Here is a 26,107-nt window from a genome sequence, read left to right on the forward strand (position 1 = left end):
CTTAACAATTTCTTAACATTGCTACGACGGATACTCGATGGTCGATCCCGTCTCGCGAAAGTCCTTCGGTTCCCGAAGCCGTTTCCAGCCCTCACTAAGGAACCCCACTCCGTAGCCTATCAACTGCACAAAAGCAGCCTGTACGCTCAGTAATCCCACTTTCATACTGCCTTCCATGCGAGCAGCATCGATAAATATCAGGATTGAAAACAACATCAGGAGGCCAACCGACAGCCACAATAGCGGAGGGCTCAGTAATGCCCATACGGGAACAGCCATGACAAAAAGCGTAAACAGCGCCGGGAATGTATGTACCAGCTTCAACTCCTTTGGGTAAAAGCGGGATATATTGATACGCGCCCGCCCAAAAAAACGGAGTTGCCGAAAAAACTGCCCGAACGATGTCCGACGTTTGTGGTAGATGAACGCGTCGGGGATCAGCCCCGTTTTAAAACCGTTTTCGATGATACGAATGGCAAACTCAATGTCTTCACCCATTCGGCTGATGCGGTATCCGCCAATCGTTTCCCAAACCTTCCGCGATAGCCCCATGTTGAAGCTACGGGGATGATACGTACCGCCCAGATTTTTCTTGCTTCCGCGAATGCCGCCCGTCGTAAACGGCGACGTCATGGAGTAGCTGATGGCTTTCTGAATAGGGGTAAAACCAGGATGCGCGGCATCGGGGCCACCGTACGCATCGAGCCAGGCGGTGTCAAGTCGCTTATTAACAACCTCGAAGTAATGGGGAGGAACGAGCGCGTCGGAATCGAAAATAACGAAGTAGTCCCCCCGCGCCCGTTCAAAACCGTAGTTCCGGGCAAACCCCTGCCCGGCGTTCGGTTTAAAAAAATACCGGATAGTCAACCGGTTTTGGTACGTTGCGGCAACCGTATCGGCTTTAATCGTGGAACCGTCCTCAATAACCAGCACCTCGAACTGGGTGTACGTCTGTGCCGTGAGGCTTTCGAGGAGTTCAGCCAGTTCGTCGGGACGGTTGTAGACGGGGATGATAATGGAAAACTGATAGGACACGGATAACGCAGCAGATGCGGGTCTATTGAATAGCTTCCCTTAAACTTTCTTCATTTGCCTGGATCACCTGCTCGATCAGATCGTCGGTCAGCGCTACCGACACGAACAGGCTCTCAAACTGCGACGGTGCCAGGTATACGCCCCGCTTCAGCATGGCGTGGAAATACCGCCCGAACAGCGGCAGATCGCACGACTTGGCATCCGCAAAGTTCGATACGGACCGGTCGGTCATAAACAGCGTGAACATCGATCCAATCTGGTTGATGGTGTAGTTCAGCCCCGCCTTGACCAGTCCCGCCCGGAACCCCTCGGCCAGTTTTCCACCAATTTCTTCGAGCCGCGTGTACACCTCCGGATGTTCGTTGAGGTAACGTAGCATAGCCAGTCCCGCCGACATGGCGATCGGGTTGCCCGACAACGTACCGGCCTGATAAACCGGTCCGGCCGGTGATACTACATTCATGATGTCGGCGCGGCCACCGTAGGCACCCACCGGCATACCGCCACCAATGATCTTCCCCATCGTAGTCAGATCGGGTGTAATACCGAATCGCTCCTGTGCTCCACCTTTAGCCAGCCTAAAGCCGGTCATTACTTCGTCGAAAATCAGGATAATTCCATGCTGATCGCACAGATTCCGGATGCCTTCCAGGAAACCAGGCTCCGGCAAGACACAGCCCATGTTGCCCACCACCGGCTCAAGAATGATGGCCGCAATCTGGTTGGCGTTGTTGTCGATGAGCATTTCAACGGCCTGCAGGTTATTATACGGAGCGGTCAGCGTATCGAGCGCTGTTGCCTTCGTCACACCCGGACTATCAGGGGTGCCCATCGTAACAGCCCCGCTACCGGCCGCGATCAGGAACGAGTCGCCATGACCGTGGTAGCACCCTTCAAATTTGATAATCTTATCGCGTCCGGTAAAGCCCCGTGCCACCCGAATAGCCGCCATGGTAGCCTCGGTACCCGAGTTCACCATACGAACCTTCTCCACTGATGGCACCATGTCGATAATCAGTTCGGCCATTTCGACCTCTTTGCGCGTTGGCGCTCCGAACGAAAAAGAGTGCTGAATGGCATCCCGAACCGCTTTTTCAACCGGTTCGAACGCGTGGCCGAGAATCATAGGCCCCCACGAGTTGATAAGTTCAATGTACTGGTTGCCGTCCTCATCGAATACATACGGTCCTTTCGCCGACTTAATGAACACCGGACTCCCGCCCACGGCCCGAAACGCTCGTACCGGTGAGTTGACCCCACCCGGAATTACCTGTTTTGCCTGTTTGAATAACTGTTCGCTTGTTGTCATAGTAGATAAAGCGTGAATGAGCGAGTCAGTTTCAGGAAAGAATCTCTCGTTCGCTCACACACCCTTTCTTTAATTAACTTTTACAAACCGGCCGCCATCCCATTTTACGATGGGGACGACCTGATTTTCGTTGTTTTGAGTATAGTCGAAGCCCGACAGTACATAATCGTCGGTATCGGAGCGTAGCGCTGACCGGTTACGGAAAATTGTACCGTTTTTAGCCATTTGCCGACCGAAGAACAGCATCATATCGTAGCCCTGGCTGGCAAAAACCGAAGGAATGATCTTTCGCTGAGCAAGGTATTGCTCCTGAAAATCAGCAACGATCGGCCGGGTCTGATCCACATAGTCGGGGAACAGCAGATAGAGTTCCCGACGTGCGAATGTAGAAACCGAATTTTTATAGAAATCAAAGGCGCTGGACGTGGCAATAACCGGCACATTGATCCGCCGACGACCCAGGGCATCGATCAACCGGCTTCCGTCGTCCTCGTTACTGCTGGACAGAAAGACGTGACCCGGGACGTTGGTTTCGGAGATTTTCATCCCATCGGCTATAGTCTGAGCGGTTCCGGTCAGTTTTTTCACTTCAAGCGGCTGAACGCCCTGCTTACGTAACTGCTCGACGTAGGCCGCAGTCAGCAGTGAATCCCGTCGGGATGCCCCGTAGTAAATCGCCGGTCGCCGAACGGCCGACAAAGACCGAACAAACTCAACGGCTTTTTCGGCCTGCCTGCTCACTGACGGCTGCGCCAGATACGCCATTGGCTGGCCCGCCACCAGTTCAGAGCTGGTCGCGATCGGGTTGATCAGCAAAACATTATTCTGACCGGCAAACGACAAAGCAATCCGGTTCGGTTCGGCGTAGAGAGGTCCAATAATCAGATCTGTCTGGGCAAAAGCCGGGCTATTCACCAGCGCCTGAGTACGTTCAGGATCGTTCTCGACGTCATAAGCGAACAAATTGATAATAATGCCCTCTTCCTTGAGCTTCTCCTTCGCCATTTTGATCCCGTTGTAAAGATCAAACACGTATTGGTTGGAACGGGCCCGTTTCTGGGCATCAAATTCGTTCAGACGAAACGGAAACATAACCGCTACGTTGTAATACCCTTTCGGACGACTACGGTCGGGCCGGGACGTTACGTTGGTCGTAGAGGAAGGGCGGCCGCTGGTAGCTCCCGGAGCGGGGGCTGATTGCGTTGATGCCGTCGTAGTAGTACCCGGCCGATCGGGCGTGTTTGTTGGCAGGCCGAAGCGATTCGTGAGCCGGTCCGACAACACCAGATCGTCTTTGTCGCTCGACGAACGTTGAATCAGATCGATCAGCGCCAGGCCCAGATTACGATTGTCCGGAAACTCTTTCTGCATGAGTTTCAATCGGTTCAGGTCCTGAACTCGATACAGAAAATGACGCTCCAGCTTATCAATTTCGGGACGTAGTGCCGGATCGCCGATCCGTTCAATGGCCGTCAGTGCATCTTCATACTGCCCCATTTCCATGCAGACAGCCGCAAAAAGATACCGGGCATCGTCCATCTTCTGCCAGTCGGGAAAGCGGTCCATCAACTGCCGGAGCATCAGCCGGGCCTGCGTAAAGTTTTTCTGCTTGTAGGCTGCCAGGGCGTAGTAATAATGAGCGTACGGCGACAGGCTCCCCCCCCGCTGGATAATGGCGTTGAACTCCGTTTTCGCCCGCTCGTAATTGGCCGTCTGCACCAACCGAATGGCCGCTTTGTACCGTCGCTCCAGATCAGCCGGCACCTGGGCCTTCGCCATGGCGATGCTTAACAAGCCAACGGCCAACCAACTAAGCCAATAAAGTCTATTGTTCATTTTCCTAATATCGGATTTAATGCACAAAAGCAACGCTGTAGCGTTGCTTTTGTTAAGCGTTTGGTAGGCCTGATATCACCCGAAACCGACCAATCGGCCTGACAGTACGTCTGACCGGTGGTGTCCATAGCTACGGTCAGACGTTCCGTCAGACCGATTGGCAGACCAGCATACACTTATTTTTTCTGCTTAGGCCGCTGCCCAGTCCCTGACGTACCGTTATTCCGACCGCGCTTTGCTTCTTCAGCTTGTTTGCGGGCTTCTTCCGCGGCCTGGAGCTGACGTTGCAGCATAGCCTGGAAACCACCTGGCTTTTTTCCTTCGCCGGATGCGTTCTTCCGACGGTTTTCGTCCAGCACTGCTTTGATCTTGTCCTCATCCACAAACCGACGGATCAGTTGCTGCTGCGTAATGGTGACAATGTTTGACACGAAGTAGTAGAACGTCAGACCGGCCGGATACGAGTTCAGGACGAACATGAACATCAGCGGGAAAATGTAGCTCAGGGCCTTCATGTTGACGGGTCCCGGCTGCGTGGGTGTTGTCTGGTTGTTATACCAGGCATAGGCAATCGATGAAGCCGTCATCAGGACCGTAAACAGACTCAGGTGGCTACCCACGAACGGAATGTTCACCGGGAATTTAATGAACGCATCGTAGGTCGAGAGGTCATCGGCCCAGAGGAAAGGTTTCTGCCGCAGTTCGATCAGGTTCGGGAACAGCATGAACAGGGCGAACAGAATCGGCATGGTAGCCAGCACCGGGATACAGCCGCTCAGCGGACTGACGCCCACCTGCTGGTAGAGCTTCATCTGCTCCGACTGCATCTTGGTCATATCGTCGCCAACCTTCTCCCGGATTTCGTTCAGTTCAGGTTGCAGCACCCGCATCTTGGCCATACTCACGTACGAGCGGTACGTCAGCGGGGTCAGCACCGTCTTCACAAATACCACGAGCAGGATAATCAGCAGACCGTAGTTCGACACAAATTTCTCGAGCAGGTTGAACACTGGCACGAAGAAGTACTTGTTGATCGGCTTCAGAATGGAGTAGCCCAGGTATACATTCTGGTCAAACTCCGGCGCTACGTCGCCCAGCAGTTGAAAGTCGTTCGGGCCGTAGTAGAATTTATACTGCCCTTTGCCGCTCCGGACGTCGGCCAGCGGAATCTGTACGTCGGCAATGGCCGTTTTAACCGTACTGGAATCAGCCGGATCGACCAGCGCCTTGAACGTAGGCTTCTGCAACGGATTATTCTCCGCTACAAATCCCGATAGAAAATACTTGTGCTTGATGGCGAACCACTTGACGGGTTCTTCCAGCGTTGCCTCCTCGCTGCTTTCGCTCTCGCGAAGCTTGTCAAAGTTTTCGTCCTGGGTGAAATAATCGATCGTGGCCGCCCGGCGGTTGTTCGACAGGTCGTTTTCGTACTGCCGCATCTTATCCTGCCAGAAGAACCGGATATCCCCCCGACCAACGGTGTTGTCCAATCCGTTCAGACGCAGGTTATAGTTGATCACATAGCCTTCGGCCGGTACTGTGTACGTCTGTTCAACGGCCTGACCGGGCGCTATTTCTACCCGAAAGTTGATTTGCTGACCCTGTCCGCTTACGGTGCCTCCCTGGGCATTCGTCTGGTAATATAATTTATGCAGATCCACCAGTCCCCGATTGGTTGGGAGTTCGAGCGCCGTCTGGCTGCTCTGGGGGTCAATCAGCACCAGTGGTTTCTGGTCGTAGGTTTTGTAATTCTTAAGTATTACCTCTTTTACCCGGCCACCTCTTGTACTGAAGGTAACGCGCATGTCCTTATTCTCAACAACGATATCACGCTCCTGCCCAAGGGCCGACTGGGCAAAATCGCCGAAGCGGGCACGGAGGGCCGACGAATCGAGTGTCGATTGGGTTGTTCCAGCGGTTGCCGTCGCGGCCGCATTGCCCGTCGTTGCCGTTGGCTTTGTCGGCTGCGTTTGTTGCGTCGGGGCCTTTTCCGGCTCTGGTTTCGGCACCAGAAGTTGATACCCGACGAGCATCGCCAGAATCAGGACAATGCCAATTAGTTGATTACGATCCATTTGTTTGGTTTTCGGTATTCGGCTTTCAGGTTACAGCTTTCTGTTGGCAGGTGGGTCACGGAGTCTTGACCAGCGACCACCTGAACGAGAGAACTGTAACCTATAAACCGAAAACCCATAAAATTAGTCCGCAAAATTACGCCATTCGACCGGCTTAATCAACCGCTGCTGGAACGGAGACTTCGGCATCGACGGACGAGGCTGTTTCGGACGACCGTTTTTGCTGGGCGTAGGTCAGAGCAGCCCGTACAAAACTCACGAACAGCGGATGCGGATTCATGACCGTACTTTTCAGTTCCGGGTGGAATTGCACGCCCACGAACCAGGGGTGGTTGGCCAGCTCCACGATCTCAACCAGTCCGGTTTCGGGGTTGATACCCGTCGGGCGCATACCGGCCCGCTCAAACTGATCGATGAAGTCGCTGTTGAATTCATAGCGGTGGCGGTGGCGTTCGCTGATCTGGATCTTGCCATAAATCCGGTGCGCCAGCGAATCCCGCTTGATCTTACACGGATAGGCCCCCAGCCGCATGGTACCGCCCTTGTCGGTCACCTTCTTTTGCTCTTCCATCATATTGATGACCGGGTGGCTCGTGTGCGGTTCCATTTCGGTCGAATGAGCCCCTTCCAGTCCCATTACGTTCCGGGCGTATTCGATTACGGCCATCTGCATACCCAGACAAATGCCCAAAAACGGGATATTGTGTTCACGAACGTACCGAACGGCGTTGATCTTTCCTTCGATCCCGCGCTCGCCAAAACCCGGTGCCACCAGCACCCCGTCCAGATGACGCAGCACATCAGCACAGTGGTGTTCATCAACCAGCGTTTCCGACTGAATCCACTCCAGTTGCACCTTGCATTCGTTCTGAGCGCCCGCGTGAATGAACGCTTCGGCAATGGATTTGTACGCATCCTTCAGCTCTACGTACTTACCGACCAGCCCGATTTTAATCGTATCGGCCGGGTTCTTGAGCCGCCCAAGGAAATCCTTCCAGGCATCCAGATCGGCGTCCTGGTCGTTGTACAGATCGAGCATGTACAGCGCCCGCTGATCCAGCTTTTCCTTGCGCATCAGCAGCGGTACGTCGTAGATCGTCTCGGCGTCGATGGCTTCGATAACCGAGTTGACCTGTACGTTACAGAACAGCGCGATTTTCCGGCGAATGTCCATCGGCAGCGGGTGTTCGGTCCGGCACACAATGATATCCGGCTGAACGCCCGTTTCGAGCAGCATCCGCACGGAGTGCTGCGTTGGTTTTGTTTTCAACTCCCCGGCCGATTGCAGATACGGTACCAGAGTCAGGTGAATGACAAGCGTATCGTTTTCGCCCAGTTCGAACTTAAGCTGTCGAACGGCTTCGATGAACGGCAGCGACTCAATATCGCCCACACACCCCCCAATTTCGGTAATGACCACGTCGTATTCGCCGGTATCGCCCAGCAACCGGATGTTGCGCTTGATTTCGTCGGTGATATGAGGTACAACCTGTACGGTTTTACCCAGAAAATCGCCCCGGCGTTCGCGGGTGATAACGTTGTTGTAAATGCGGCCCGTTGTGATGTTGTTTGCCTGCGATGTCGGGCGGTTCAGAAAGCGCTCATAATGCCCGAGATCCAGGTCTGTTTCGGCTCCGTCGTCTGTGACGTAGCATTCGCCGTGTTCGTAAGGGTTCAGCGTACCCGGATCAATATTGATGTACGGATCGAATTTTTGAATCGTAACCGATAAACCCCGTGATTGAAGCAATTTGGCCAAGGAAGAAGCAATAATGCCCTTGCCAAGTGATGAAGTTACCCCGCCGGTAACGAAAATGTATTTTGCTGATTTGGTGCCCGTAGCCGCCATGACTGATACCTGCTTTGGTCGTTACGGGATATAAAGGTACGAAGGATTCAGGAGGAAAAGAAGCCGGGCGAAAGGAAAAAGTTTACGGTTTCGGGTAAGCAGTTGGCTGTCAGTTGGCTACCCAAAACGTCTTTCCGGCCGTTACTGAAGTTCCGGAACAGTAAACGAACGATGGATGGGATGCAGACGTATCGGTGATGTTTGCCCAATCGTTACACGCCCATGAGCGACCGCGCAACGGTATAACCAGTCATTAGCAGCAATCAAAGAGGGTTGGTTTAACCGATGAATAAATCGGTACGGTGAAAAGTTGTTTTTTGGCAAAATAGATGAAAGAATTGCATCGACAAACGGTTGTCTGTCAGATAATTGTAACATAACCTCACTCATTCATTATTCTAACCAAAAACAACAAATTCAATGAATCAACAACCATCCAGTGCGTTTATTGCTGCCTCCTGGGTAGCGCTGTTAGCGGGTATGCTGGCCTATAACATTGGTCTGTGGAATGCCCAGATGGCGCTAAACGAAAAAGGGTATTATTTCACCATCCTCATGTATGGCCTGTTTTCGGCGGTGTCGGTACAGAAAAGTGTCCGCGACCGGCTGGAAGGCATTCCGGTTACGAACGTGTACTACGGCATTAGCTGGATTTCCGTTATTCTGGCTATTCTGCTGCTGACCGTCGGTCTGTGGAACGCTACGTTGAGCCTGAGCGAAAAAGGCTTCTACGCCATGTCGTTCACGCTTAGCCTGTTTGCCGCTATTGCCGTTCAGAAAAACACACGCGACAGCCAGGTGGTTGAGAAACGGGATAATCAATTCGCTGATCGCAACGCCTGACCAGAGCGATCTATTGGCCATGCCGGATTAATTTCGGAGTTTCGGGGAGAAGTACCCCGATCTGCTGTCGTATGGTCCGCATGGCCGCCCCTTTAACTTTTCGTCAGAACCTGATTGCCCGGCTCGTGGCCGTACCAACGGCTGCCCTGGTAGCGTCCCACATCGTATTTTACCGACGGTTCCCTTGGCACCCTGTCTATCAATTCCCCTGGCTCTATTTCCTGACCGTAGCAACTGTTATGCTGAGTTGCTGGGAAGTCAATCTGGCCGTTTTTCGGTGGCTGGACCAGCGCTTTCCTTTTTACCGAAATCCTTCTGGTCGAATTCTACGTCAGATTTTGTACGGCGGTCTGCTGACGATGCTTGCGTTTAGCCTCGTATTTCCGTTAGCCATCCGGCTTTACGGCGGAGAGTGGCCATCGGTAGACCAGTTGCTTTCCGGTAGTGTGGTTTGTGCTACTATTGCCACCCTCGCCAACGGCGCTTACGTTGGGTTGTATCTGCTACAGACAATCCGTTGGGAGAAACAACAGGCAATCGCCAGACAAGCTCCTCAGGTAAGCCTGACACCAAAACCCATGAAGCCATCGGACCTGATTCTGATCGATACGGGAACCCGAAAACTTCGCCTGCTACCATCCGAAATAGCCTACTTTTACTCAACAGCCGGCATGGTACTTCTGGTCAAAACCGACGGCCAACAGGTACCAACTACCTATTCATCGTTTGCCAAACTGGATGAACGCTTGCCCGCTCATCAGTTTTTTCAGCTTAGTCGCCAGTTCATTGTCAGTCTGTATGCCATTCGGTCGGTGGCCGACGAACCGAATCGAAAATTAGCGGTTACACTGGCTCCGTCTCTGCACAAAAACACCCCACTCGAAACGGTTACAGTGAGCCGGTACCGAAGCCCCGAATTCAAAAAGTGGTTTCAGCATGGATCGTTGACCTGACCATTCATCGGAAAATTTGTTACCACTCATCATCAGCACTCGCCGGTTGCTCCTACAGCCTGTCTACGGCCTTTTACTTTGCGGCTGTCAATCAACCAGCAGACATATATGCAACCCAACCTCGCTTATCTCGCCACTGAATTACCTAACTGGCTGGCGGCCGGTTTTGTATTTATCGTATTGTTTACGGTCGTTCTGCTCTTCACAGCCATTTGGCAAACCAGCCTCCCGACTGCCTGGTACGCCCTGACCGGTATGTTGGGCTGGCTCCTCCTAACCGGCGGACTGGCCTACCGTGGCGTCTTCCTTGAAACGTCGGCCACCCCGCCCCGCTTTGTCCTGCTTGTCCTACCGCCGTTGGGACTTATCGTTACTCTGTTCAGTTTTTCACGTACCCGCCAGTGGTTAGACCGCTTGCCACTGACGACACTGACGTACCTGCACAGTAACCGGCTGGCCGTTGAGCTCCTGCTGTACGGCCTGTTCACCTACCGGCAAATACCGGATCTGATGACCTTTGAAGGCCGAAATTTTGACATTCTGGTCGGCCTGACAGCTCCATTGGTTGGTTACCTCGCGTTTCACCGCCACAGCATGACCAACCGAGCGTTGTTGGTATGGAACCTGTTCGGACTGGTCTTGCTACTCAATATTGTCATCAACGCCGTGCTCTCAGGACCGTCGCCTTTCCAGCAATTTGCGTTTGATCAGCCTAACGTTGGTGTACTACGCTTTCCCTTCGTTTGGCTACCGGGCTTTGTGGTACCTGTCGCGCTTTTCAGCCACCTGGTTGCCATTCGCCAACTGCTGTTCCGGACGAAACAGACAGCTCATTATCAACCCGCCATTCGACACTCCAGCTGAATGCGCATAAAAAAAGCGGCCTCATCATGGTGTTGAGGCCGCTTCAGCTTTAAAACTATCTATTTACCCTGCGTCAGTTCGCGTTCTTCGTAGGCCAGGTTGTATTGTTTCAATACATCGGCCGGAACGCCGTCCCACTGATTCGGGACATTACCGACATAGCCCAGGTCTTTGATACCGATCTGACTGGTGAAAAAGCCCGTAGCCGTAAAGTTGCGCATCAGGCTGAAGAACGCGGCTCCCTGCGCCATATCCGGTTTAACTTTTTCAGGATAGGCAATCTGGTCAACGATTTCGATCTGCTGCGCTTTAGTACACTGCACGAATGGCTTCCCGTAGCGTTTCGTGCATACGTTGTCGAGCCACCGGATGCCCCCGCGCATGGGCGTTTGGTTACGCGGCTGATCTTTCATCATGAACTCGATAAAAGCCGGTACGCCTGCCTGCGACGCACTACCCGACCGCTCGTCGGCCGGGATGATGATGTCCGACAGCACCGTGACGGTCTGGAGTTCGTGAGGTGTAAAAAACTTTTCGGCATTCAGCTTAGCATCGCGTTCGGCTTCAAACTTCTGCCGACCACCCGGCACTTTGACAGGTTTGACATCGGGCGGAGCTGGAACGGCTGCTTCGGCGGGCAGTACCGACGCACCGAACACGGTTGCCGGAATGCTCTTGAGTATGTCTCTGCGTTTCATAGACGTATGTTTTCTTAGCGTCCCCTGCGCATCCTTAGCGTCCTTTGCGTTTAAGGAAACCTGTTTAAACGCAAAGGACGCTAAGGATGCGCAAAGTTCGCAGAGTTAAATATTGTTCTGTTTAACTTGATCGATCAGGTATTCTGACGTGCGCATGGATGCGGCCAGGATTGTCCACGTAACGTTTTTGTCACCCTGCGATGGGAACGCGGCAGCATCAACCACAAACAGGTTCTTGACATCATGAGCCTGCTGAAACTTGTTCAGCGCCGACGATTTAGGATCGTTACCCATCCGGGCCGTTCCGACTTCGTGGATAATCTTACCGGGTGCTTCCAGACCGTAGCTGGACTCCGGCCCGGGCTTCGGTCCAAGCGGCATGCCGCCCATCGCGTGGATGATCTCCTCAAACGTATCCTGCATGTGCTTGGCCTGCTTTACCTCATAGTCCGACCATTTGTAGTTGAACCGAAGCACGGGGATACCGTACTTATCCACGACGTTCGGGTCAATTTCGCAGTAATTACTTTCCATCGGCACCGGCTCGCCCCGACCGGCCATACCGACGTAGGCGCCGTAGAACCGACGGAAGTCATCTTTCAGCCCGGCACCGTAGCCACCAGCGGGTTTCATCTTGCCATCGCGGGCCGGTATCTTACCGTTCAGACCCTCGATGCCCCAGCCGAAGCCGTAGGCCGGCATACCCATACCGCCCCAATACTCGATATGGTAGCCACGCGGGAAATCCAGTTTTTTGTTATCAAGCCACCAGGGCGTGAACACGTGCATACCGCCGACACCGTCCTCATTATACCGCTTGCGGTCCATCAGGGCCGGTACAAACGCCGACCGCGACGCTCCGGTTGAGTCATTGATGTATTTACCCACGACCCCGCTGGAATTGGCCAGCCCCGTTGGAAAGCGCGCTGATTTCGAATTAAGCAGCAACCGCGCCGTTTCGCCGGCACTGGCGGCCAGTACCACCCGTTTCGCCATCACCGATTTCTCCTGGAGGCTCAGCGTATCGACGTAGCTAACGCCCGTAGCCAGCCCCGTTTGCGGGTCGGTCAGCACTTCGCGGACCATGGCTCCGTTGATGAGCGTTACGTTACCGGTTTTGAGGGCAGGCTTCACCAGCACCGACGACGACGAGAAGTCGGCGTAGGCCTGGCAGGCCCGACCACACTGGCTGCAATAGAAGCAGGCCCCGCGCTCATTATTGATGGGCTTGGTCAGGATTGATAGCCGCGAGGGAATCACCGGAATACCGATACCACGGGCCGCTTTCCTGATCATTAGTTCGTGCAGGCGTGGCTTGGGGGGCGGCAGAAAGATACCGTCGGGTTCGGTGGGCATGTTCTCGATCGAGCCAAAAACACCGATGAGTTTGTCCACCCGATCGTAGAAGGGCTTGATGTCGTCGTAACCGATGGGCCAGTCTTCACCCACACCCGTCATGCTTTTCCGCCGGAAATCGTCGGGGCCAAAACGGAGTGAAATCCGTCCCCAGTGGTTCGTACGTCCACCCAGCATCCGCGACCGAAACCAGTGAAACTCGGTACCCCGAACGGTCGTATACGGCTCGCCTTCAATTTCCCAGCCACCCCAGGCTGCGTCGAAATCACCGAACGGCCGGGTGGTACCTGCCCCCCGACGTGGTGACTCATACGGCCATTTCAACTGGGTAATATACTTAGGGTCAGCAGGATCGAAGTAGCCACCGGCTTCCAGCAATACCACTTTGGCACCGGCTTTAGCCAGGGTATAAGCAGCCATACCACCCCCGGCACCCGATCCAACGATGGCGACGTCGTATTGAGTTGGAGCCTTCTTAATTTGAAATGGATTCATGCAAACGAGTGAGGTTTGTGAGTAAATCAGGAAAATGACACGCAGGAAAATATTGTAAAAATACTACAATCAGCCGAATAGAGGGCTTTCTGCGTCTACTTATTCAGTAAAGGGCCAGTCTTAGCCAATATACTTTTCAGGACAGCCTGGTTTATTTACGATTTGTTTACAGTCACTTGTTGACATATTCTGTTGCGTTATTTACTATTGATGCCTGAACCTATTCCTTCGTTATGAAACCTGCTTTTTATTATGCCGCTGTCCTGATCGGCCTGGGCTTACTGACCGGTTGCCAACCCACAGTGGATTCCGGCTTCCGCCCCTTTCCTCCCAACCCAGCGCCTACTACACCGCAGACCATTCCGACTACCGTCGTCAAAGCTGACTCGACGGATGAGCCGGGCAATCTCCAGCTTAATTCAACTGGCTGGCAGATTATGACCCACCTGCACCTGGAGGAAAACTATCCGCTCACCGACAATGGCTTTGTTTTTACATTGAGTAGAGGGTTTTATATGGCTCGTATCCAGGGTAGAGAAGGCATATACGACAGCCGCGTAAATGGTCGGTATATGTGTACCTTCAGCCATAACGACTGCGATAGTACCAAGTCGAAACCGGCTTCACTCTGGGACCGGATTGGCCGGGTGAACTCCGCATCGCGACGCCTGGTCTGGACCTTTGCCGATCAGCAGAAAAAGCAGGGCTATCAGTTTGAGATGAGCGCGTTGCCGAAGTTCGTCAATGTCGTTTCGGCACCGGATACCATTCGTCTGACCGGCGACAACACCTTCCGGATCGCCGAAACCGTTCCGCAGGATAGCCTGGTCGTTGAGGTTATGTTCTTAAATCCCGACGAACCAACTCGCCAACGGGATATTCCTTTTATTAACAATTCTAAAACTCAGTTTCGGGTGAAGGCCATCAATAACGAAATTAAACTGCCCGGCGCACCGCTTAAGCATATCGTTGATTACTTCAAAATGGACGTTTATAAACAAAAAACCTATGTGAACGTATCAGCCGTGCGGCAGGTGATTAAACGCATTGGGACAAAAAAAGTGATGCTGACGTATCAGGTCAGCAACTGGCGACAGGTGTACATCCGATAACTGTCCGTAAATTGCCGGCGGTGGTAGAGTTGCTTTCAATCCTCAACCTATATGGTATCCCGAAAGAACGTCTTTATCTCGTTTTCGCTGGCTCAGCAAAACATTCGTGCCCGGCTGTTTCATACCCTGCTGTCGGTACTCGGGATTGTGATCGGTGTTGCGGCCCTGGTGGCGATTTTGTCGTTGATTGACGGCATGGAAAAGTACGCACAGGAGCAGATTACCAACACGACCGATCTGAAATCACTCATTGTCCGGACGGAAGCCTATCAGCAGACCAATAACGTATGGGTCAAAAAAGACAACTACGCCTATCTGGACTACAATCGCTTCAAGCAGCTCAGGGCATCGTTTCCCTCGCCGACGCAAAGTTCGCTGCGGTTGAGCCAGTCTCATCTGGTTCAGTTAACGGGTCATAAGCAACCGGTAGGGGCACGTATTAACGGTATATCGTCGCCCTATCCGACCCGTACCAAAATAGCCTACGGTCGCTACGTCTCCGAAGCCGATGTGGCAGCCGCCAGCAGGGTAGCGTTTGTCAACCAGAATTTTGCCAAACAGATGCTGGGTGGTCAGTCGCCAAAGGCCTTACTGGGCAAAACCCTGACGTTTGCGGATAAAACGCTGACAATCGTGGGCGTTCTGGAGTCCCAGCAACCAGATCCGAAGGTAGCCGAGGTCTTCATGCCCATTACGTTGTTTTCAGCGGAAGAAATTGACGAAAATCCACCCTTTGGCCTAATCGAAGCGAATGAGGTCACGGCCGTACCAGGGCTCAAAACCCATATTGAGCAATGGCTGAAACAACAATTCAAAACCCGCTCAACTGACTTTAAGGTCGACACGAACGAGTTGCGGGTGGAGCAGGCAGCCCAGGGCTTTCTCGTGTTTCGGGTGGTGATGGGTCTGATTGTCGGCATATCTGTACTGGTAGGCGGTATCGGCGTCATGAATGTGCTGCTTATTTCGGTGACCGAGCGCACCGTCGAAATTGGTGTGCGAAAAGCGATGGGTGCCAAGAAACGGGATATTCTGTATCAGTTTCTGGCCGAATCGATCACCGTTTCGCTGTTTGGTAGTTTTCTGGGACTGGTGTTGGGTATGCTCGCCACCCTCGTTTTTATTCCAATCATCAAAGCAATCACAAAAGTACCGTTTCAGGCTGCGTATACCCTTAATACGTTCGTGATTATCTCGGTTGTTGCCATTGTGGTAGGCATTGTTTTCGGCACTTACCCAGCCCTGAGAGCTGCCCGCTTAGACCCGGTCGAAGCGATGCGGAGGGAGTAATCAGCATCATTTGCTAATCGAACAGGTACCAGTCTACGCCAAACGCGAACGCTCGGCGCATGCCCAGAAAATCCGGGGCAACGTAGTAACCAGGCCGGAGCAACCCCTGGTTGGCGTGCGACAGCTTTACGAACAGCCGCGTGCGGTTAACTCGGAGGTTGGCAAATACATCGGCCACCACATAGCCTTCGACCTGCTGGCGATTTTGCAGGTAAAACTGCTGCGTAACGGGCATGTAGGCATCAGCAAAATAGCTGGACTTATAACTCAGTTCCACGCCCGTCTGGACGTAGAGCACTTTGGCGTACAGAAACTCGTACTGGAACCGCGCCGTCACGAACAGCGGAGGAAGCCGGAGGATGTCCGACCGCGACACCAGCGAATAGTATGCCTGCCCCAGCGCCTGGAACTTCCTGGCCGTGTACTGATAGCCCAGCCCCACCCGCAGCACGCTGAACGCGCCGGATGCCTGCTGCGGCACGGCCTGTTCGTTGAAATAGATGTAATTGCTCAGTAGTTGGTAATCCAGCCCCGGCTGAAGCTTCAGTTTGCCGAGCGGCAGGTTCAGCGTACCATAGGCGTGGTTGATACCCCGCAGTCGGAACCGGTTGTTCCAGAAAAAGATGTTGCTCTGAAACCGCTGCTGTAGCAGTGTCGGCGATGCGAGCATGGCCGTGTAGCCGCCCGTCAGCCATTTACTTTCGAACTGTCCCTGCAGCCGGAAACCACCCCCGATCAGATACTCAGCCTCAGCCGTGATGCGGGACAGACTGTCCGGGAAATAATAGCCCAGCCAGCCACCAACGTAGAATTCGTTGTCGCGGGTTTCGTATTCACCGTAGTTGTTGCGGGCCGCGTTGATGTTGTACCGACCGTATTGCCCGTAGATTCGCTGCCGGGCGTAGGCCCGGTAGTTGAAATTCCGAAAAACACCCTTTAGCCCAAACTGGTTATCAACGGCCCGAAATCGGTTGTCCTGTTCGATACGCGACGAATCGGTAAGGATGTCCGGGTAAAAACCCGGGTAGCCCTGCCGTGGCTCCTGATTCACACGGAGTGTATCGTCCTGATAGTAGTTCTTCTGGCGTTTATAGTCCAGTCGGTGATAAATCTGAAAACCCTGATCGAGCACAAACTGCTGGTACAGGTGCCAGTCGTTGCGCAGTTCGCGGCCATTGGCAAAAACCAGCCGCGAGTTGCCGGTATAGTCGTACGGAACCTCCACCGTGTCGCGCTCCGCCCCGGTTTCAATTCTGAGGCCGGGCAACACGCCCCCCTGCTCATCAATACTATGGTTCATGTTGATGAAATGCAGGAGCAACGTGTATTTTTTGTTCTTGGAGCGGTAGTTCGTATGCGCCAGAAAGCCCCAGTTCTGCGCCAGCAACTTGTTGGGATCGTTGGAACCACGCGTACCAAATTGCTTCTGCGAGGTGAATCGCTGCACGGCAAACCCCACGTTCCAGCGGGGGGTAATGTTCTGGGCAAAATCAAAGCGCAGGATGTTCTGATTGCGCCCCCCCAGCACCAGGTACATATCGGTGAAGGGCGACTTGGTATCGTAATACTTCACCTGCATGGTCTGGTACTGAAACGGCTCGAACACGTAGTAGCCGGTCTGTGCGCCGATCTGCGGTGGTTCCGACGGGAAGATTGGCCGGATGGGCGTACCCAGATTACCCAGGTCCTGAAAGAGGTACCGGCTTCGCTGCACGTAGGTATACCGGTCTACACCGTCGAGCAGGGTATCGGTCGTATAGAGTCGTCGGCGGTTGTTCAGAATATCACTCTCAAGAACGTAGCGGGTTGTCCGTGGTCCATAAATAACCTTCGTTGAATCGTCGATGCCGCTGGGGCTGGAATACGTACTGCTGTTCGGGCCGGACGGTTGCCCGCCAAAAGAACCCGGAAACCCGCCCGGCACCCGTATACCACCGGGAAGCTGCTGCCCTACAGCCGAACCGACGATCATCAGGCAGCAAACAACAATCAGAACATACTTATTCATTCACACAAAAGTAGCGCAAAAACGCCGGATGCTGGTTCGCTTAAGGATTTTTAAGAATCCGGCTCAGGCCGGTGCATCTACGCAGCTTCGTTCGTCGGCAACCGCAGAAACCGATCAGGCAGTTCATCACCCAGGAACGTAACAGCAACGGGCAGGTAAAACAACGGCCACTGCCTGAGCTCATCCGGTGTCAGGAGCGCATCAAGCTTCACCCAGTCTTTCTCAGTAGTCAGCAGGGCGGTCCCGGTCGGGAGATCGTTCATGATCCGATCCAGCTCCGCCCGGGTATAGGCGTGGTGATCGGCAAACCGGTGGTGTTTGACCAGGTCGAACGTCTGCCGGACATACTGCTCCAGCGGACCGGCACTGGCCAGCCCCGACACCAGCACCACCCCACGTAGCGAATCGGTCGACTGGTGCGTACTGAACGATACCGGACGGCTGTACGACAACCCGGCAAAATAAACGGGTACCGCGGGGGCATACCGACCGACATCCGTTTGGATTTGCAGCCGTTCGTCGGCCGACAGATCATTCGGGCACTTGGTAACGATGACTGCATCGGCACGATTTGCCCCGTGCCGCCCTTCACGCAGGCGTCCCGCCGGAAATGGGTGGTCGCCGTAAAACGGTCGGTTATAGTCGGTCAGCAGCAGGTTTACGTGCGGCCGAACGGCCCGGTGTTGAAACGCATCATCGAGCAGGATGGCCGACGTATCGGGGTGGCGTTTGAGCAGTTCACGCATGGCATCGGCCCGGCGTTCACCAACGCACACGCGAACGCGTTGGGGCATCGGACGACCGAATTTCCGGTAAATTTGCAGGGGTTCGTCACCGATGGTGTCGGCCGTGTCGGCATCGGTGGCGATCCGAAAGCCTGTCGTTCGGCGGCCATAGCCACGGCTCAGGGTAGCCAGAACGGGCGTTGGATCGGGAGAAGACAACAACCGTTTAATCAAATACTCGACCATGGGTGTTTTGCCAGTTCCGCCAACGGTGAGGTTTCCAACGCCTACAACCAGCACATTGGGCCGATAATTTTTTTTTAATCCTTTGTCATACAATTTATTACGAACATCCGTAATAAAGCTATATACTCTACTGAATGGTAGAAGTAGTTGAGTAAGGGCCAAGTGCTTTCGCTAATAATTTCGTAACATTGACTTTTTTGAGCACTCAAAAGTAGTACTTTTAGGGTTGCGAACACCGTCTGACACTGCCCGCCACAATGAGCCTAAAAGCTGACTATGTAAAATACACGCTGCATTTTCGCTTTGAAGCGGGTACGTCACGCGGCACCCTTACGCAGAAGGATTCGTACATTATCCGGCTTTGCGATGACGCGGACCCAGCCATAGTTGGTTACGGTGAATGCGGGCCCCTGAAAGGGTTGAGCTACGACGACCGGCCTGATTTTGAGAAGCAACTGCACCAGTATTGCCAGTATTTTAACCAGCTTGATCTTCAGCTTTTCAGTTGGAACCTGCCAATCATCCTCAACCAGTTAATCAGTCAGCAATTTCCGAGTATTCTGTTCGGTTTCGAAACGGCTATGCTGGACTACCTGACCGGTGGGCAGCGTATCATCCGCGACGGCGACTTTGTGCAGGGGCATCGGTCAATTCCGATAAATGGGCTGATCTGGATGGGCAGTCCTGCCTTCATGCGCCAGCAGATTGAAGAGAAAATCCAGGCCGGCTTTACAACGCTTAAACTAAAGATTGGGGCGCTCGACTTTGAACAGGAATGTGATTTGCTGGCTATGATCCGCGACCGGTTTACACCGGAACAGATCACGCTACGGGTCGACGCCAACGGAGCCTTCCGGCCCAACGAAGCCATGGCCAAGCTGGAGCGCCTGGCTACCTACGGCCTGCATTCCATCGAGCAGCCCATTCAAGCCGGGCAGTCTGATCAGATGGCTGACCTGTGCCAGCATACCCCCCTGCCGATTGCCCTCGACGAAGAGTTGATCGGCCACTCGGAATACGTGGATAAATTCCGGCTGCTGAAGAAAATTCAGCCCCAGTTCATCATTCTGAAACCAACGCTGCTGGGCGGCCTGCGCCACTGCGACGAGTGGATTGAACTGGCCGGTCGACTGGGTATGGGCTGGTGGATCACCTCGGCGCTCGAATCGAACATCGGCCTGAACGCTATTGCCCAATACACCGCCCAGTTCAAAAACCTGCTACCCCAGGGACTCGGTACGGGTCAGCTTTACTACAACAACTTCGACAGCCCGCTTACGGTTGAAAACGGCGAACTGCGCTACAACCCAGCCCAGCCGTGGGACGTTACTTCCCTGGACCTGCGTAGTGTGCAATCACGGTAAACTACGAAATTGTTTACACCCAGTCCACCCCCTTCCGGAGCCATTGAAGCGTCTGCTCCTCGCGGCTGCCCGGTTCGGGCCGGAAATCATACACCCAATTGGCTTGTGGGGGCATACTCATCAGAATCGATTCGGTACGTCCGTTGGTTTCCAGCCCAAATTTTGTGCCCCGATCCCAGACAAGGTTAAACTCGACGTAGCGACCCCGGCGCAGTAGTTGCCATTGTTTCTCGCGTTCACCAAAAGGAAGGTCGCGATTCTGCTGCATGAAGTGCGTGTAGATCGGTGCAAAAGCGTTGCCTACGTCCTGCACAAAGGCAAACAGCGCGTCTTTGTGGGTCGCGTCGGTGGGTTTGAGGTAGTCGAAAAAGATACCGCCAATACCACGTGTTTCGTTGCGGTGCGGTATAAAGAAGTACTCGTCGGCCCACGGCTTGAAGCGACCGTAGTAAGCCGGATCGTGACGGTCGCAGGCGGCTTTGAGCTGCTGGTGAAACCAACGGGCATCATCGACCACGACGTAGTGGGGTGTCAAATCGATACCGCCACCGAACCAGTTGTGGCCCGTGCTCATCTCAAAATACCGAACGTTCATGTGGATGATCGGCACCATCGGATTTCGCGGATGCAGCACGATCGACACGCCGGTGGCGTAGAAGCTGGCGGGTTCGTTTAGATTAAGGGTACGTAGCGTAGCATCGGTGGCCTCGCCATATACGGCCGAAAAACCAACGCCCCCTTTTTCAATCACAGCCCCATCGGCCATAATTCGGGAACGGCCACCTCCCCCACCCGGCCGTTTCCAGTGGTCTTCGCGGAACGTACCGGTGCCGTCGGCCGCTTCGAGGGCTGCGCAGATACGGTCCTGCAGGTCGGTAAAAAATGAGGTGATGGTCTCTTTACTGGCAGTTGTTGTTGAGGTCATGGTTTACGCAGAAATCGCACAGATTCCGCAAAGGTCGCAAGAACCGGGCAATCTGCGACTATTCCGACAATTTCAGTGAGTACCGGACCGGCCGCGGGTGATCGACCATCAGCAGCAACCCCTGTTCTGTAAGCTGACGGAGGAGCTTCGTGGCCCGCTGGTCGGAGATGTTCACCAGTTGCGCCATCCGCGCGGCCGTAATGCTGTCGTTCTTACGCAGAAACTGGATCAGTGTGCGCACCACCGGTGACTGAAGCAACTGGTTATCTGCGGATTCCTGTGCTATAATCAGCTTATTGGTCGGTACCGATTTGTCTTTGTTGCGCACATAAATGGTCCGGTTACCCTGTTCATCGACGGCGTAGTGCGGTTTGTCCGTACTTTCGGGTACGTCGATGAGTAAGACCAGGCGACCATCGATGCGCATGGTCTCGTAGCTGATTAGTATGGCCGGCTCGACAAAAAAGTCGGTAGCCTGCTCGATTTTCCGTATCTCATGCAGTTCAGAGTCCACACCGGCTATTTTGCCATCGTCGGTTACGCCCACGATCAGGGTGCCACCGGCCGTGTTGGCAAAGGCCGTTACGGTACGGGCGATACGGTGCGCCGTTGAAATAGCGCTTTTAAATTCCAGCCGGGTGCCTTCGCCCTGCTCAATCAGCTCAGTAAGGTTATAGGGCATGTGATGATAACGCCATCTCTTTCCCGAAAGTTATACCAAGCAATGGGTTTAGATGCTGTTTACGCTATTTCCTTGCTTGAAATGCCCAAATTCTATCCCTGCCATCGAAAGTCTTACTCACTTTTTAAGACCCATTAAATCATCGATTTTAACCTACAAAAATTAACTTATGTTACCAAAATTCTACTTATCAATACTTTAAATTGCCGATTAAAATATTTAACAAACCAAATAAGAAAAAATACTTACTTTCAAGACGTATTCACTCACTGTCTCTTGCTAAAATCTACTAAGTTTTATGACTCCCTATCTTGTAAGCAGTCTGCTGGTGAGCAGCTTCCTTATGATTGGTATGTCCATTCGCCAATTTACCCTAGCTCGTCGTTGTCCGTCCTGTAAGCAAACCCATACAGTTGAGCGTTCGCGCCGGCCAGCCTGGATTAAGAGCCTGTTCTTCTTCGTACCTACCCGTGGTTATCATTGTTATGCGTGCAACAGAGGATTCATTAAAATTGGCTGATGCCCGGCAACTTTGCCGAGGTCGTCACTACTGAACAGATAGCGATTTGACAAGCCCCGAAGTCGATGATTTCGGGGCTTTTTGTCTAGCAAACTACTAGTATTTATAACTAATAACGCACAGCAATCAAGCCGGAGCTGACGTTCGTCAACCGACCAGCTTCCGTAAATCATTAAATAGCCTGACCGATTTCACGGTGGGCGTGGTCAATTGGTGGGAATTTTACGCACAGTCACCAACACCCTTCCATCGTATGAAAACGACCGCAATGTGCTGCGTACTTCTTCTGTTCTGGCTGCCGTTAAGCTACGGCCAGACGACCACAACTTACGGCGGAGCGGGTTCCTTCCGGATCGGGTACGCGAACCTGCACCAGGTAAGCCGGGTACTGGCCCCATTCACCCCGCCTACGCTTGCCCCACTGGGCACTAGTTTTGTGTGTATTGGCGGTGAAGGCTACGCCCGGCTGAACAAATACCTCATTGGGGGAGGTGGCTACGGCATGGCCCGCCGAACGCTTGCTCTGAACACAATTCACGCCGAACCGTTCAGCGGTGGTGGTTTTCTGCAGGCAGGACGTATCATTCTCGATCAGCCCCGCTTCTGGCTGTATCCTACGCTTGGTGCGGGCTTTTCAGCCATTGGCCTGACCCAGTACGAACAAGCACCTACGGGCGAACACCTCAATGAGCGAACTGTCATGCTAACCAACGTCAACGTTCATCTCGGCCTCGGAATTGACTGGCTGGCCGTCCGCGTCGACAGCGACGACCGGGAGCGCTACGGTGGGGTACTGATTGGCCTGCGGCTGGGGTATCAACTGAGCCCACTCGTCTCGAACTGGCAGGGCGATGATGGAGGCATGGCCCGGGAAGAGCCCCGCTACGCAACAAACGGCTATTTCGTTACCCTGACCATAGGAGCCGGCGGGTTTATTCGTCGCTAACGGCCAGGCATCACTTTTCCCCACCGCTTTGCCCCCATGCGCTACCCGAAGCTATTCATGCTCTGGCTGCTGGCTGTACCTACCTTCGGTCAGTTGACAACCGATACGTTGAACACAACCCGTACCGATGGAGTCGGTACGCAACCCAATGGTCCGTCGCAGCTACGGCGTCACCAATTGATTCACGCCCGGGTATTAGCCGGCTGGGCCATTGCGAACGTAGTCGTTGAAGGAACGAGCATGTTCTTTTCCGAGGGCCAGTGGCACCACTTCCACCACATGAATGCCGCCTGGGGAAGCATCAACCTGCTCGTTGCCGGTGTGTTCTGGCACCAGACGCGGCAACAGAGCCCTTTCGTGGCCGGGCCGACAGCGATGCAACAGGAGCGAAAATTCCGGCGGTTTCTGCGCATCAATCTTGGCCTTGATCTGCTCTACCTCGCTACGGGATTCTGGCTGAAACAGCGGGGTGCCGGGCTGGTGGATCATCAGGCGATGCTGCAGGGGTTCGGTCAGGCAATCATACTTCAGGGCGTTACGTTGCTGAGCCTGGATGCTACCTCGCTTGCCATCAGCCTCAGACGACTGAAAAAGCTGTGCAGGTTGTACGACTCCCAGCCGTACCCGGCAGGCTCTGATGAAGAGCAAGGTAAAAATGCCTTACGCCCCCAGAAAACGTCAATCAGCTCCTGACCAGCATGCCAGCCAGGTTTACGACAGAGCTTTCAGTATTGAAGTTTAACCGTTCAAGGATATTGAACACCACCGGTTGTTTGAAGCTTTCAAGGGAAATACGTTTTCGGTAACAAAAAGTAGTTGACCTGACGGCCGCTGATCTGGCTCTATTCTCTTTCCGGAGGAAAGTACACATCAAAGGCAGTAATTACCTTGTCGGCTCGATGAAAGCGGTACTGAGTGCAAGCCAGAATATGGTTCCCGCTGAATGCATGCTGTGGCGGGTGTAATCACGAATAAAGACAACGCCGGTTAATAAGCCAACGCCCCTCGGAACGTGTGACTATTCCGAGGGGCGTTGAATAGCTGATAGTATGTTATGAGATTTTTGTAATTGTCTACTATCAGTCGGGGCTATTGGCTATTGTATAAATTAAATATATAATCCAAGTAAGACCAATTGTTAAGGCTAACAAGGAAAGTTCTCGTTTACCTTCAACTTTGGTAAGAATGTATACATGTAAACTGTACCATATTAGCAAAGGTCCAGAAAGTATTGCCCCAAAAATCGTTAAAATCATTCCCAGGAACGATGGTAGTGGTTGTCCCACTCGAGCCCATATTATTGTAAAAACTAGAAATAGAAGTAGAAAGAAATACTTATAAAATGACCGACTCATTCTCCTTAGTTGCATAAGTAAGTATTATGTTAAGCTTTAACCTTATTGGTATAAAACATGGGTTAGTAAAATACGGCTCTGATGATCCCAGACAACCACAGAGTAATCACCATAATGTTCTTTTTGCTCATACCTATAAGTCGAGTAAGTAGGTGATATAGTGAAACATCTAGTAGCTGAAATCTTTATCATATTGGGCTTTAGTGGTTGGTAGCCCATTTGTTTGGTTTGGCTATCCACTAGCCAACTGCTTTCTGGAGGAAGTTTAAGGGCGACCTGTGCATATCCGTCACTGAAGCTCCAATGCTCTTCAAAGTATAGCACTTCAGCATTAGTAGGTATTTTCAAGCCACTGATCGTAGAGGCTACTTTACGAGGAGTCCTGGGAGGCATATAGTCGTAGAGAAACACATATATGGTTCCGAGAATCACTACTAGCTCTAACAACACTTCATATATTCTTGCCACAGTTCTGTTGTATAATCTACAGCTATGTTAACTAATCGCTAATATAATTTACACTTCCCTACCCTACAAACCCTGTATGTTCAGAATACGAACGTAATACTAGTCAATCTAAGTTTAAAAAATTAAAACTTGGGAAACTTATGAATCTTGTCGTCATCACTGAGCCGAACACCTAAGTCACGCAGATACTCAATAGTCTGCTTAATGTCTGAATGCCGAGCTTGCGTCCGAATCAGCTCAATGTCCTTGGTAGCATTCCAAAAGGCGACCGCTCCCGTGTGCTTCCAACTGTATATATCATGGCCCGAGCCGACCAGGTTCAACTTTTCCAGCACCTTCACGTGACGCCGATAGAAGTACTTATCCCCTACCATAGTCGGGCCAGGTGTGCCACCAGCCGAGAAGACGTAGTAGTGGCCAGGATAATTCCGTATGCCTTGTTGCTGTATTAGTTGCTCCAGGGGCAACTCTTTTGCCATTGCTGTAGAAATTGCCACAAAAAAATCCCGTAAGTCAATGACTTACGGGATTTTTTTGGGTGGAGACGGAGAGATTCGAACTCTCGTCCAGTCAAGGAACCCGTCGTGCTTTCTACATGCTTAGATGCGCTTGGGATTGTCGGGAATCGGCCAGGTGCGCGTCAGACCGAGCCTCATCCGTAGGTGCTTTTGTCTCGCCCGTTGTTAACACCATTATCCGGGCCAGCGCTGCGAGTCGACGCCCCCTGATCCAGCCAGCAGCACGTAGGCCGGGGAGACGATGGCTAGTGCTTAATCCTCCGGATTAGGCAGCCATGGCGTAGTTATACTCGCCAGTTATTGTTTTGACGATTTGTTCGGGTCGGGAAATTCCGTCAACTCCCGGCATGCTTACACGCGACCTCAGCAAGCTGTCAATTCCGGTCGTCCCCAGATTAACATCACCGTAGCGATGATCGCCGTAGTGCTGCGTGTAGAAATAGAACGCAAATATACGCGTTTTCGTTCGATTTCCGACGTTGAACGTTATACGCCGGAACAAACAGACCTGCCACGTTATACCAGCCACTAGCAACTGATAGTCAATGTTAAAGCCCCGACAAAGTGCCCAGGTGTCCGCTGACTAGCTTGTGGCCGCCCAAAATAAACTTATTTGATTCTGATTTGTTATGCGG

General features: G+C 52.9%; 20 protein-coding genes and 1 other RNA gene. 8 read left to right on the forward strand and 13 right to left on the reverse strand.

Annotated elements, in window-relative coordinates; translation table 11 throughout:
- Positions 1 to 21: 21 nt before the first annotated feature.
- The 5 genes from BN8_RS13705 to pyrG all read right to left on the reverse strand — a co-directional run bounded on the left by BN8_RS13705 (position 22) and on the right by pyrG (position 8,104).
- Positions 22 to 1,035: a glycosyltransferase family 2 protein gene (locus BN8_RS13705; protein ID WP_009282492.1), complete on the reverse strand. Its 1,014-nt coding sequence runs from the start codon at positions 1,033 to 1,035 to the stop codon at positions 22 to 24.
- A 22-nt stretch (positions 1,036 to 1,057) separates the two neighbouring features.
- Complete coding sequence (hemL, locus tag BN8_RS13710) at positions 1,058 to 2,344, reverse strand: glutamate-1-semialdehyde 2,1-aminomutase (RefSeq protein ID WP_009282493.1); 1,287 nt, start codon at positions 2,342 to 2,344, stop codon at positions 1,058 to 1,060.
- Positions 2,345 to 2,413: 69 nt separating this feature from the next.
- Complete coding sequence (locus BN8_RS13715) at positions 2,414 to 4,180, reverse strand: ABC transporter substrate-binding protein (RefSeq protein ID WP_009282494.1); 1,767 nt, start codon at positions 4,178 to 4,180, stop codon at positions 2,414 to 2,416.
- A 176-nt stretch (positions 4,181 to 4,356) separates the two neighbouring features.
- Complete coding sequence (gene yidC / locus BN8_RS13720) at positions 4,357 to 6,255, reverse strand: membrane protein insertase YidC (protein ID WP_009282495.1); 1,899 nt, start codon at positions 6,253 to 6,255, stop codon at positions 4,357 to 4,359.
- A gap of 154 nt (positions 6,256 to 6,409) precedes the next feature.
- A complete protein-coding gene (pyrG, locus tag BN8_RS13725) occupies positions 6,410 to 8,104 on the reverse strand; it encodes a CTP synthase (protein ID WP_009282496.1) in 1,695 nt (564 codons plus the stop codon).
- A gap of 420 nt (positions 8,105 to 8,524) precedes the next feature.
- On the opposite strand from pyrG, the gene yiaA reads away from it, so the two are divergent.
- The 3 genes from yiaA to BN8_RS13740 all read left to right on the forward strand — a co-directional run bounded on the left by yiaA (position 8,525) and on the right by BN8_RS13740 (position 10,764).
- Positions 8,525 to 8,947 (forward strand): inner membrane protein YiaA, encoded by a 423-nt coding sequence (gene yiaA, locus BN8_RS13730; protein ID WP_009282498.1) that lies wholly within the window; start codon positions 8,525 to 8,527, stop codon positions 8,945 to 8,947.
- Positions 8,948 to 9,027: 80 nt separating this feature from the next.
- Positions 9,028 to 9,900, forward strand: a complete 873-nt coding sequence (locus BN8_RS13735; RefSeq protein WP_144051661.1) for a LytR/AlgR family response regulator transcription factor — start codon at positions 9,028 to 9,030, stop codon at positions 9,898 to 9,900.
- Positions 9,901 to 10,008: 108 nt separating this feature from the next.
- A complete protein-coding gene (locus BN8_RS13740) occupies positions 10,009 to 10,764 on the forward strand; it encodes a DUF8737 domain-containing protein (RefSeq protein ID WP_009282500.1) in 756 nt (251 codons plus the stop codon).
- Between the two features lie 59 nt (positions 10,765 to 10,823).
- Here BN8_RS13740 and BN8_RS13745 read toward each other — a convergent pair whose 3' ends face one another.
- Together BN8_RS13745 and BN8_RS13750 are read right to left on the reverse strand one after the other, a co-directional pair.
- On the reverse strand, positions 10,824 to 11,462 hold the full coding sequence (locus BN8_RS13745; RefSeq protein ID WP_009282501.1) for a gluconate 2-dehydrogenase subunit 3 family protein: 639 nt from the start codon (positions 11,460 to 11,462) through the stop codon (positions 10,824 to 10,826).
- 105 nt (positions 11,463 to 11,567) lie between these two features.
- Positions 11,568 to 13,313, reverse strand: coding sequence for a GMC family oxidoreductase (locus tag BN8_RS13750; RefSeq protein ID WP_009282502.1), 1,746 nt, complete (start codon positions 13,311 to 13,313; stop codon positions 11,568 to 11,570).
- 233 nt (positions 13,314 to 13,546) lie between these two features.
- On the opposite strand from BN8_RS13750, the gene BN8_RS13755 reads away from it, so the two are divergent.
- Entirely contained in the window at positions 13,547 to 14,425 is an 879-nt protein-coding gene (locus BN8_RS13755) for a hypothetical protein (protein ID WP_009282503.1), read from the forward strand.
- Positions 14,426 to 14,476: 51 nt separating this feature from the next.
- Entirely contained in the window at positions 14,477 to 15,715 is a 1,239-nt protein-coding gene (locus BN8_RS13760; protein ID WP_009282504.1) for an ABC transporter permease, read from the forward strand.
- A 13-nt stretch (positions 15,716 to 15,728) separates the two neighbouring features.
- Here BN8_RS13760 and BN8_RS13765 read toward each other — a convergent pair whose 3' ends face one another.
- Together BN8_RS13765 and lpxK are read right to left on the reverse strand one after the other, a co-directional pair.
- Positions 15,729 to 17,723 carry a putative porin gene (locus tag BN8_RS13765; protein WP_009282505.1) on the reverse strand — a complete coding sequence of 665 codons (1,995 nt, stop codon included), beginning with the start codon at positions 17,721 to 17,723 and terminating at the stop codon, positions 15,729 to 15,731.
- A 77-nt stretch (positions 17,724 to 17,800) separates the two neighbouring features.
- Entirely contained in the window at positions 17,801 to 18,856 is a 1,056-nt protein-coding gene (lpxK, locus tag BN8_RS13770) for a tetraacyldisaccharide 4'-kinase (RefSeq protein ID WP_009282506.1), read from the reverse strand.
- A gap of 95 nt (positions 18,857 to 18,951) precedes the next feature.
- Between lpxK and BN8_RS13775 the strand changes: the two genes are divergently transcribed.
- Positions 18,952 to 20,058 carry an o-succinylbenzoate synthase gene (locus BN8_RS13775; protein WP_009282507.1) on the forward strand — a complete coding sequence of 369 codons (1,107 nt, stop codon included), beginning with the start codon at positions 18,952 to 18,954 and terminating at the stop codon, positions 20,056 to 20,058.
- Positions 20,059 to 20,071: 13 nt separating this feature from the next.
- Here BN8_RS13775 and hemF read toward each other — a convergent pair whose 3' ends face one another.
- Both hemF and BN8_RS13785 read right to left on the reverse strand, forming a co-directional pair.
- A complete protein-coding gene (hemF, locus tag BN8_RS13780) occupies positions 20,072 to 20,983 on the reverse strand; it encodes an oxygen-dependent coproporphyrinogen oxidase (RefSeq protein ID WP_009282508.1) in 912 nt (303 codons plus the stop codon).
- 58 nt (positions 20,984 to 21,041) lie between these two features.
- A complete protein-coding gene (locus tag BN8_RS13785) occupies positions 21,042 to 21,665 on the reverse strand; it encodes an RNA-binding domain-containing protein (protein WP_009282509.1) in 624 nt (207 codons plus the stop codon).
- Positions 21,666 to 22,438: 773 nt separating this feature from the next.
- On the opposite strand from BN8_RS13785, the gene BN8_RS13790 reads away from it, so the two are divergent.
- Together BN8_RS13790 and BN8_RS13795 are read left to right on the forward strand one after the other, a co-directional pair.
- Positions 22,439 to 23,131 (forward strand): hypothetical protein, encoded by a 693-nt coding sequence (locus BN8_RS13790; protein WP_009282510.1) that lies wholly within the window; start codon positions 22,439 to 22,441, stop codon positions 23,129 to 23,131.
- Between the two features lie 36 nt (positions 23,132 to 23,167).
- Positions 23,168 to 23,824, forward strand: a complete 657-nt coding sequence (locus BN8_RS13795; RefSeq protein WP_009282511.1) for a DUF6992 family protein — start codon at positions 23,168 to 23,170, stop codon at positions 23,822 to 23,824.
- Between the two features lie 1,252 nt (positions 23,825 to 25,076).
- Here the strand turns inward: BN8_RS13795 and BN8_RS13800 are convergent.
- Both BN8_RS13800 and ssrA read right to left on the reverse strand, forming a co-directional pair.
- The gene (locus BN8_RS13800) at positions 25,077 to 25,433 is read right to left on the reverse strand and encodes a site-specific integrase (protein ID WP_009282512.1); all 357 of its coding nucleotides are present in this window, start codon (positions 25,431 to 25,433) and stop codon (positions 25,077 to 25,079) included.
- Between the two features lie 57 nt (positions 25,434 to 25,490).
- Positions 25,491 to 25,864: a transfer-messenger RNA gene (gene ssrA, locus BN8_RS32165) on the reverse strand.
- Between the last annotated feature and the right edge of the window lie 243 nt (positions 25,865 to 26,107).

This window comes from Fibrisoma limi BUZ 3 (assembly GCF_000296815.2).
Classification (GTDB): Bacteria; Bacteroidota; Bacteroidia; order Cytophagales; family Spirosomataceae; genus Fibrisoma; species Fibrisoma limi.

Excerpts from the sequence above, each read along its gene's own strand:
- hemL (WP_009282493.1), bottom strand. The coding sequence starts at position 2,344 with ATGACAACAAGCGAACAGTTATTCAAACAGGCAAAACAGGTAATTCCG.
- BN8_RS13715 (WP_009282494.1), bottom strand. The coding sequence starts at position 4,180 with ATGAACAATAGACTTTATTGGCTTAGTTGGTTGGCCGTTGGCTTGTTA.
- yidC (WP_009282495.1), bottom strand. The coding sequence starts at position 6,255 with ATGGATCGTAATCAACTAATTGGCATTGTCCTGATTCTGGCGATGCTC.
- pyrG (WP_009282496.1), bottom strand. The coding sequence starts at position 8,104 with ATGGCGGCTACGGGCACCAAATCAGCAAAATACATTTTCGTTACCGGC.
- yiaA (WP_009282498.1), top strand. The coding sequence starts at position 8,525 with ATGAATCAACAACCATCCAGTGCGTTTATTGCTGCCTCCTGGGTAGCG.
- BN8_RS13735 (WP_144051661.1), top strand. The coding sequence starts at position 9,028 with ATGGCCGCCCCTTTAACTTTTCGTCAGAACCTGATTGCCCGGCTCGTG.
- BN8_RS13740 (WP_009282500.1), top strand. The coding sequence starts at position 10,009 with ATGCAACCCAACCTCGCTTATCTCGCCACTGAATTACCTAACTGGCTG.
- BN8_RS13745 (WP_009282501.1), bottom strand. The coding sequence starts at position 11,462 with ATGAAACGCAGAGACATACTCAAGAGCATTCCGGCAACCGTGTTCGGT.
- BN8_RS13750 (WP_009282502.1), bottom strand. The coding sequence starts at position 13,313 with ATGAATCCATTTCAAATTAAGAAGGCTCCAACTCAATACGACGTCGCC.
- BN8_RS13755 (WP_009282503.1), top strand. The coding sequence starts at position 13,547 with ATGAAACCTGCTTTTTATTATGCCGCTGTCCTGATCGGCCTGGGCTTA.
- BN8_RS13760 (WP_009282504.1), top strand. The coding sequence starts at position 14,477 with ATGGTATCCCGAAAGAACGTCTTTATCTCGTTTTCGCTGGCTCAGCAA.
- BN8_RS13765 (WP_009282505.1), bottom strand. The coding sequence starts at position 17,723 with ATGAATAAGTATGTTCTGATTGTTGTTTGCTGCCTGATGATCGTCGGT.
- BN8_RS13775 (WP_009282507.1), top strand. The coding sequence starts at position 18,952 with ATGAGCCTAAAAGCTGACTATGTAAAATACACGCTGCATTTTCGCTTT.
- hemF (WP_009282508.1), bottom strand. The coding sequence starts at position 20,983 with ATGACCTCAACAACAACTGCCAGTAAAGAGACCATCACCTCATTTTTT.
- BN8_RS13785 (WP_009282509.1), bottom strand. The coding sequence starts at position 21,665 with ATGCCCTATAACCTTACTGAGCTGATTGAGCAGGGCGAAGGCACCCGG.
- BN8_RS13790 (WP_009282510.1), top strand. The coding sequence starts at position 22,439 with ATGAAAACGACCGCAATGTGCTGCGTACTTCTTCTGTTCTGGCTGCCG.
- BN8_RS13795 (WP_009282511.1), top strand. The coding sequence starts at position 23,168 with ATGCGCTACCCGAAGCTATTCATGCTCTGGCTGCTGGCTGTACCTACC.
- BN8_RS13800 (WP_009282512.1), bottom strand. The coding sequence starts at position 25,433 with ATGGCAAAAGAGTTGCCCCTGGAGCAACTAATACAGCAACAAGGCATA.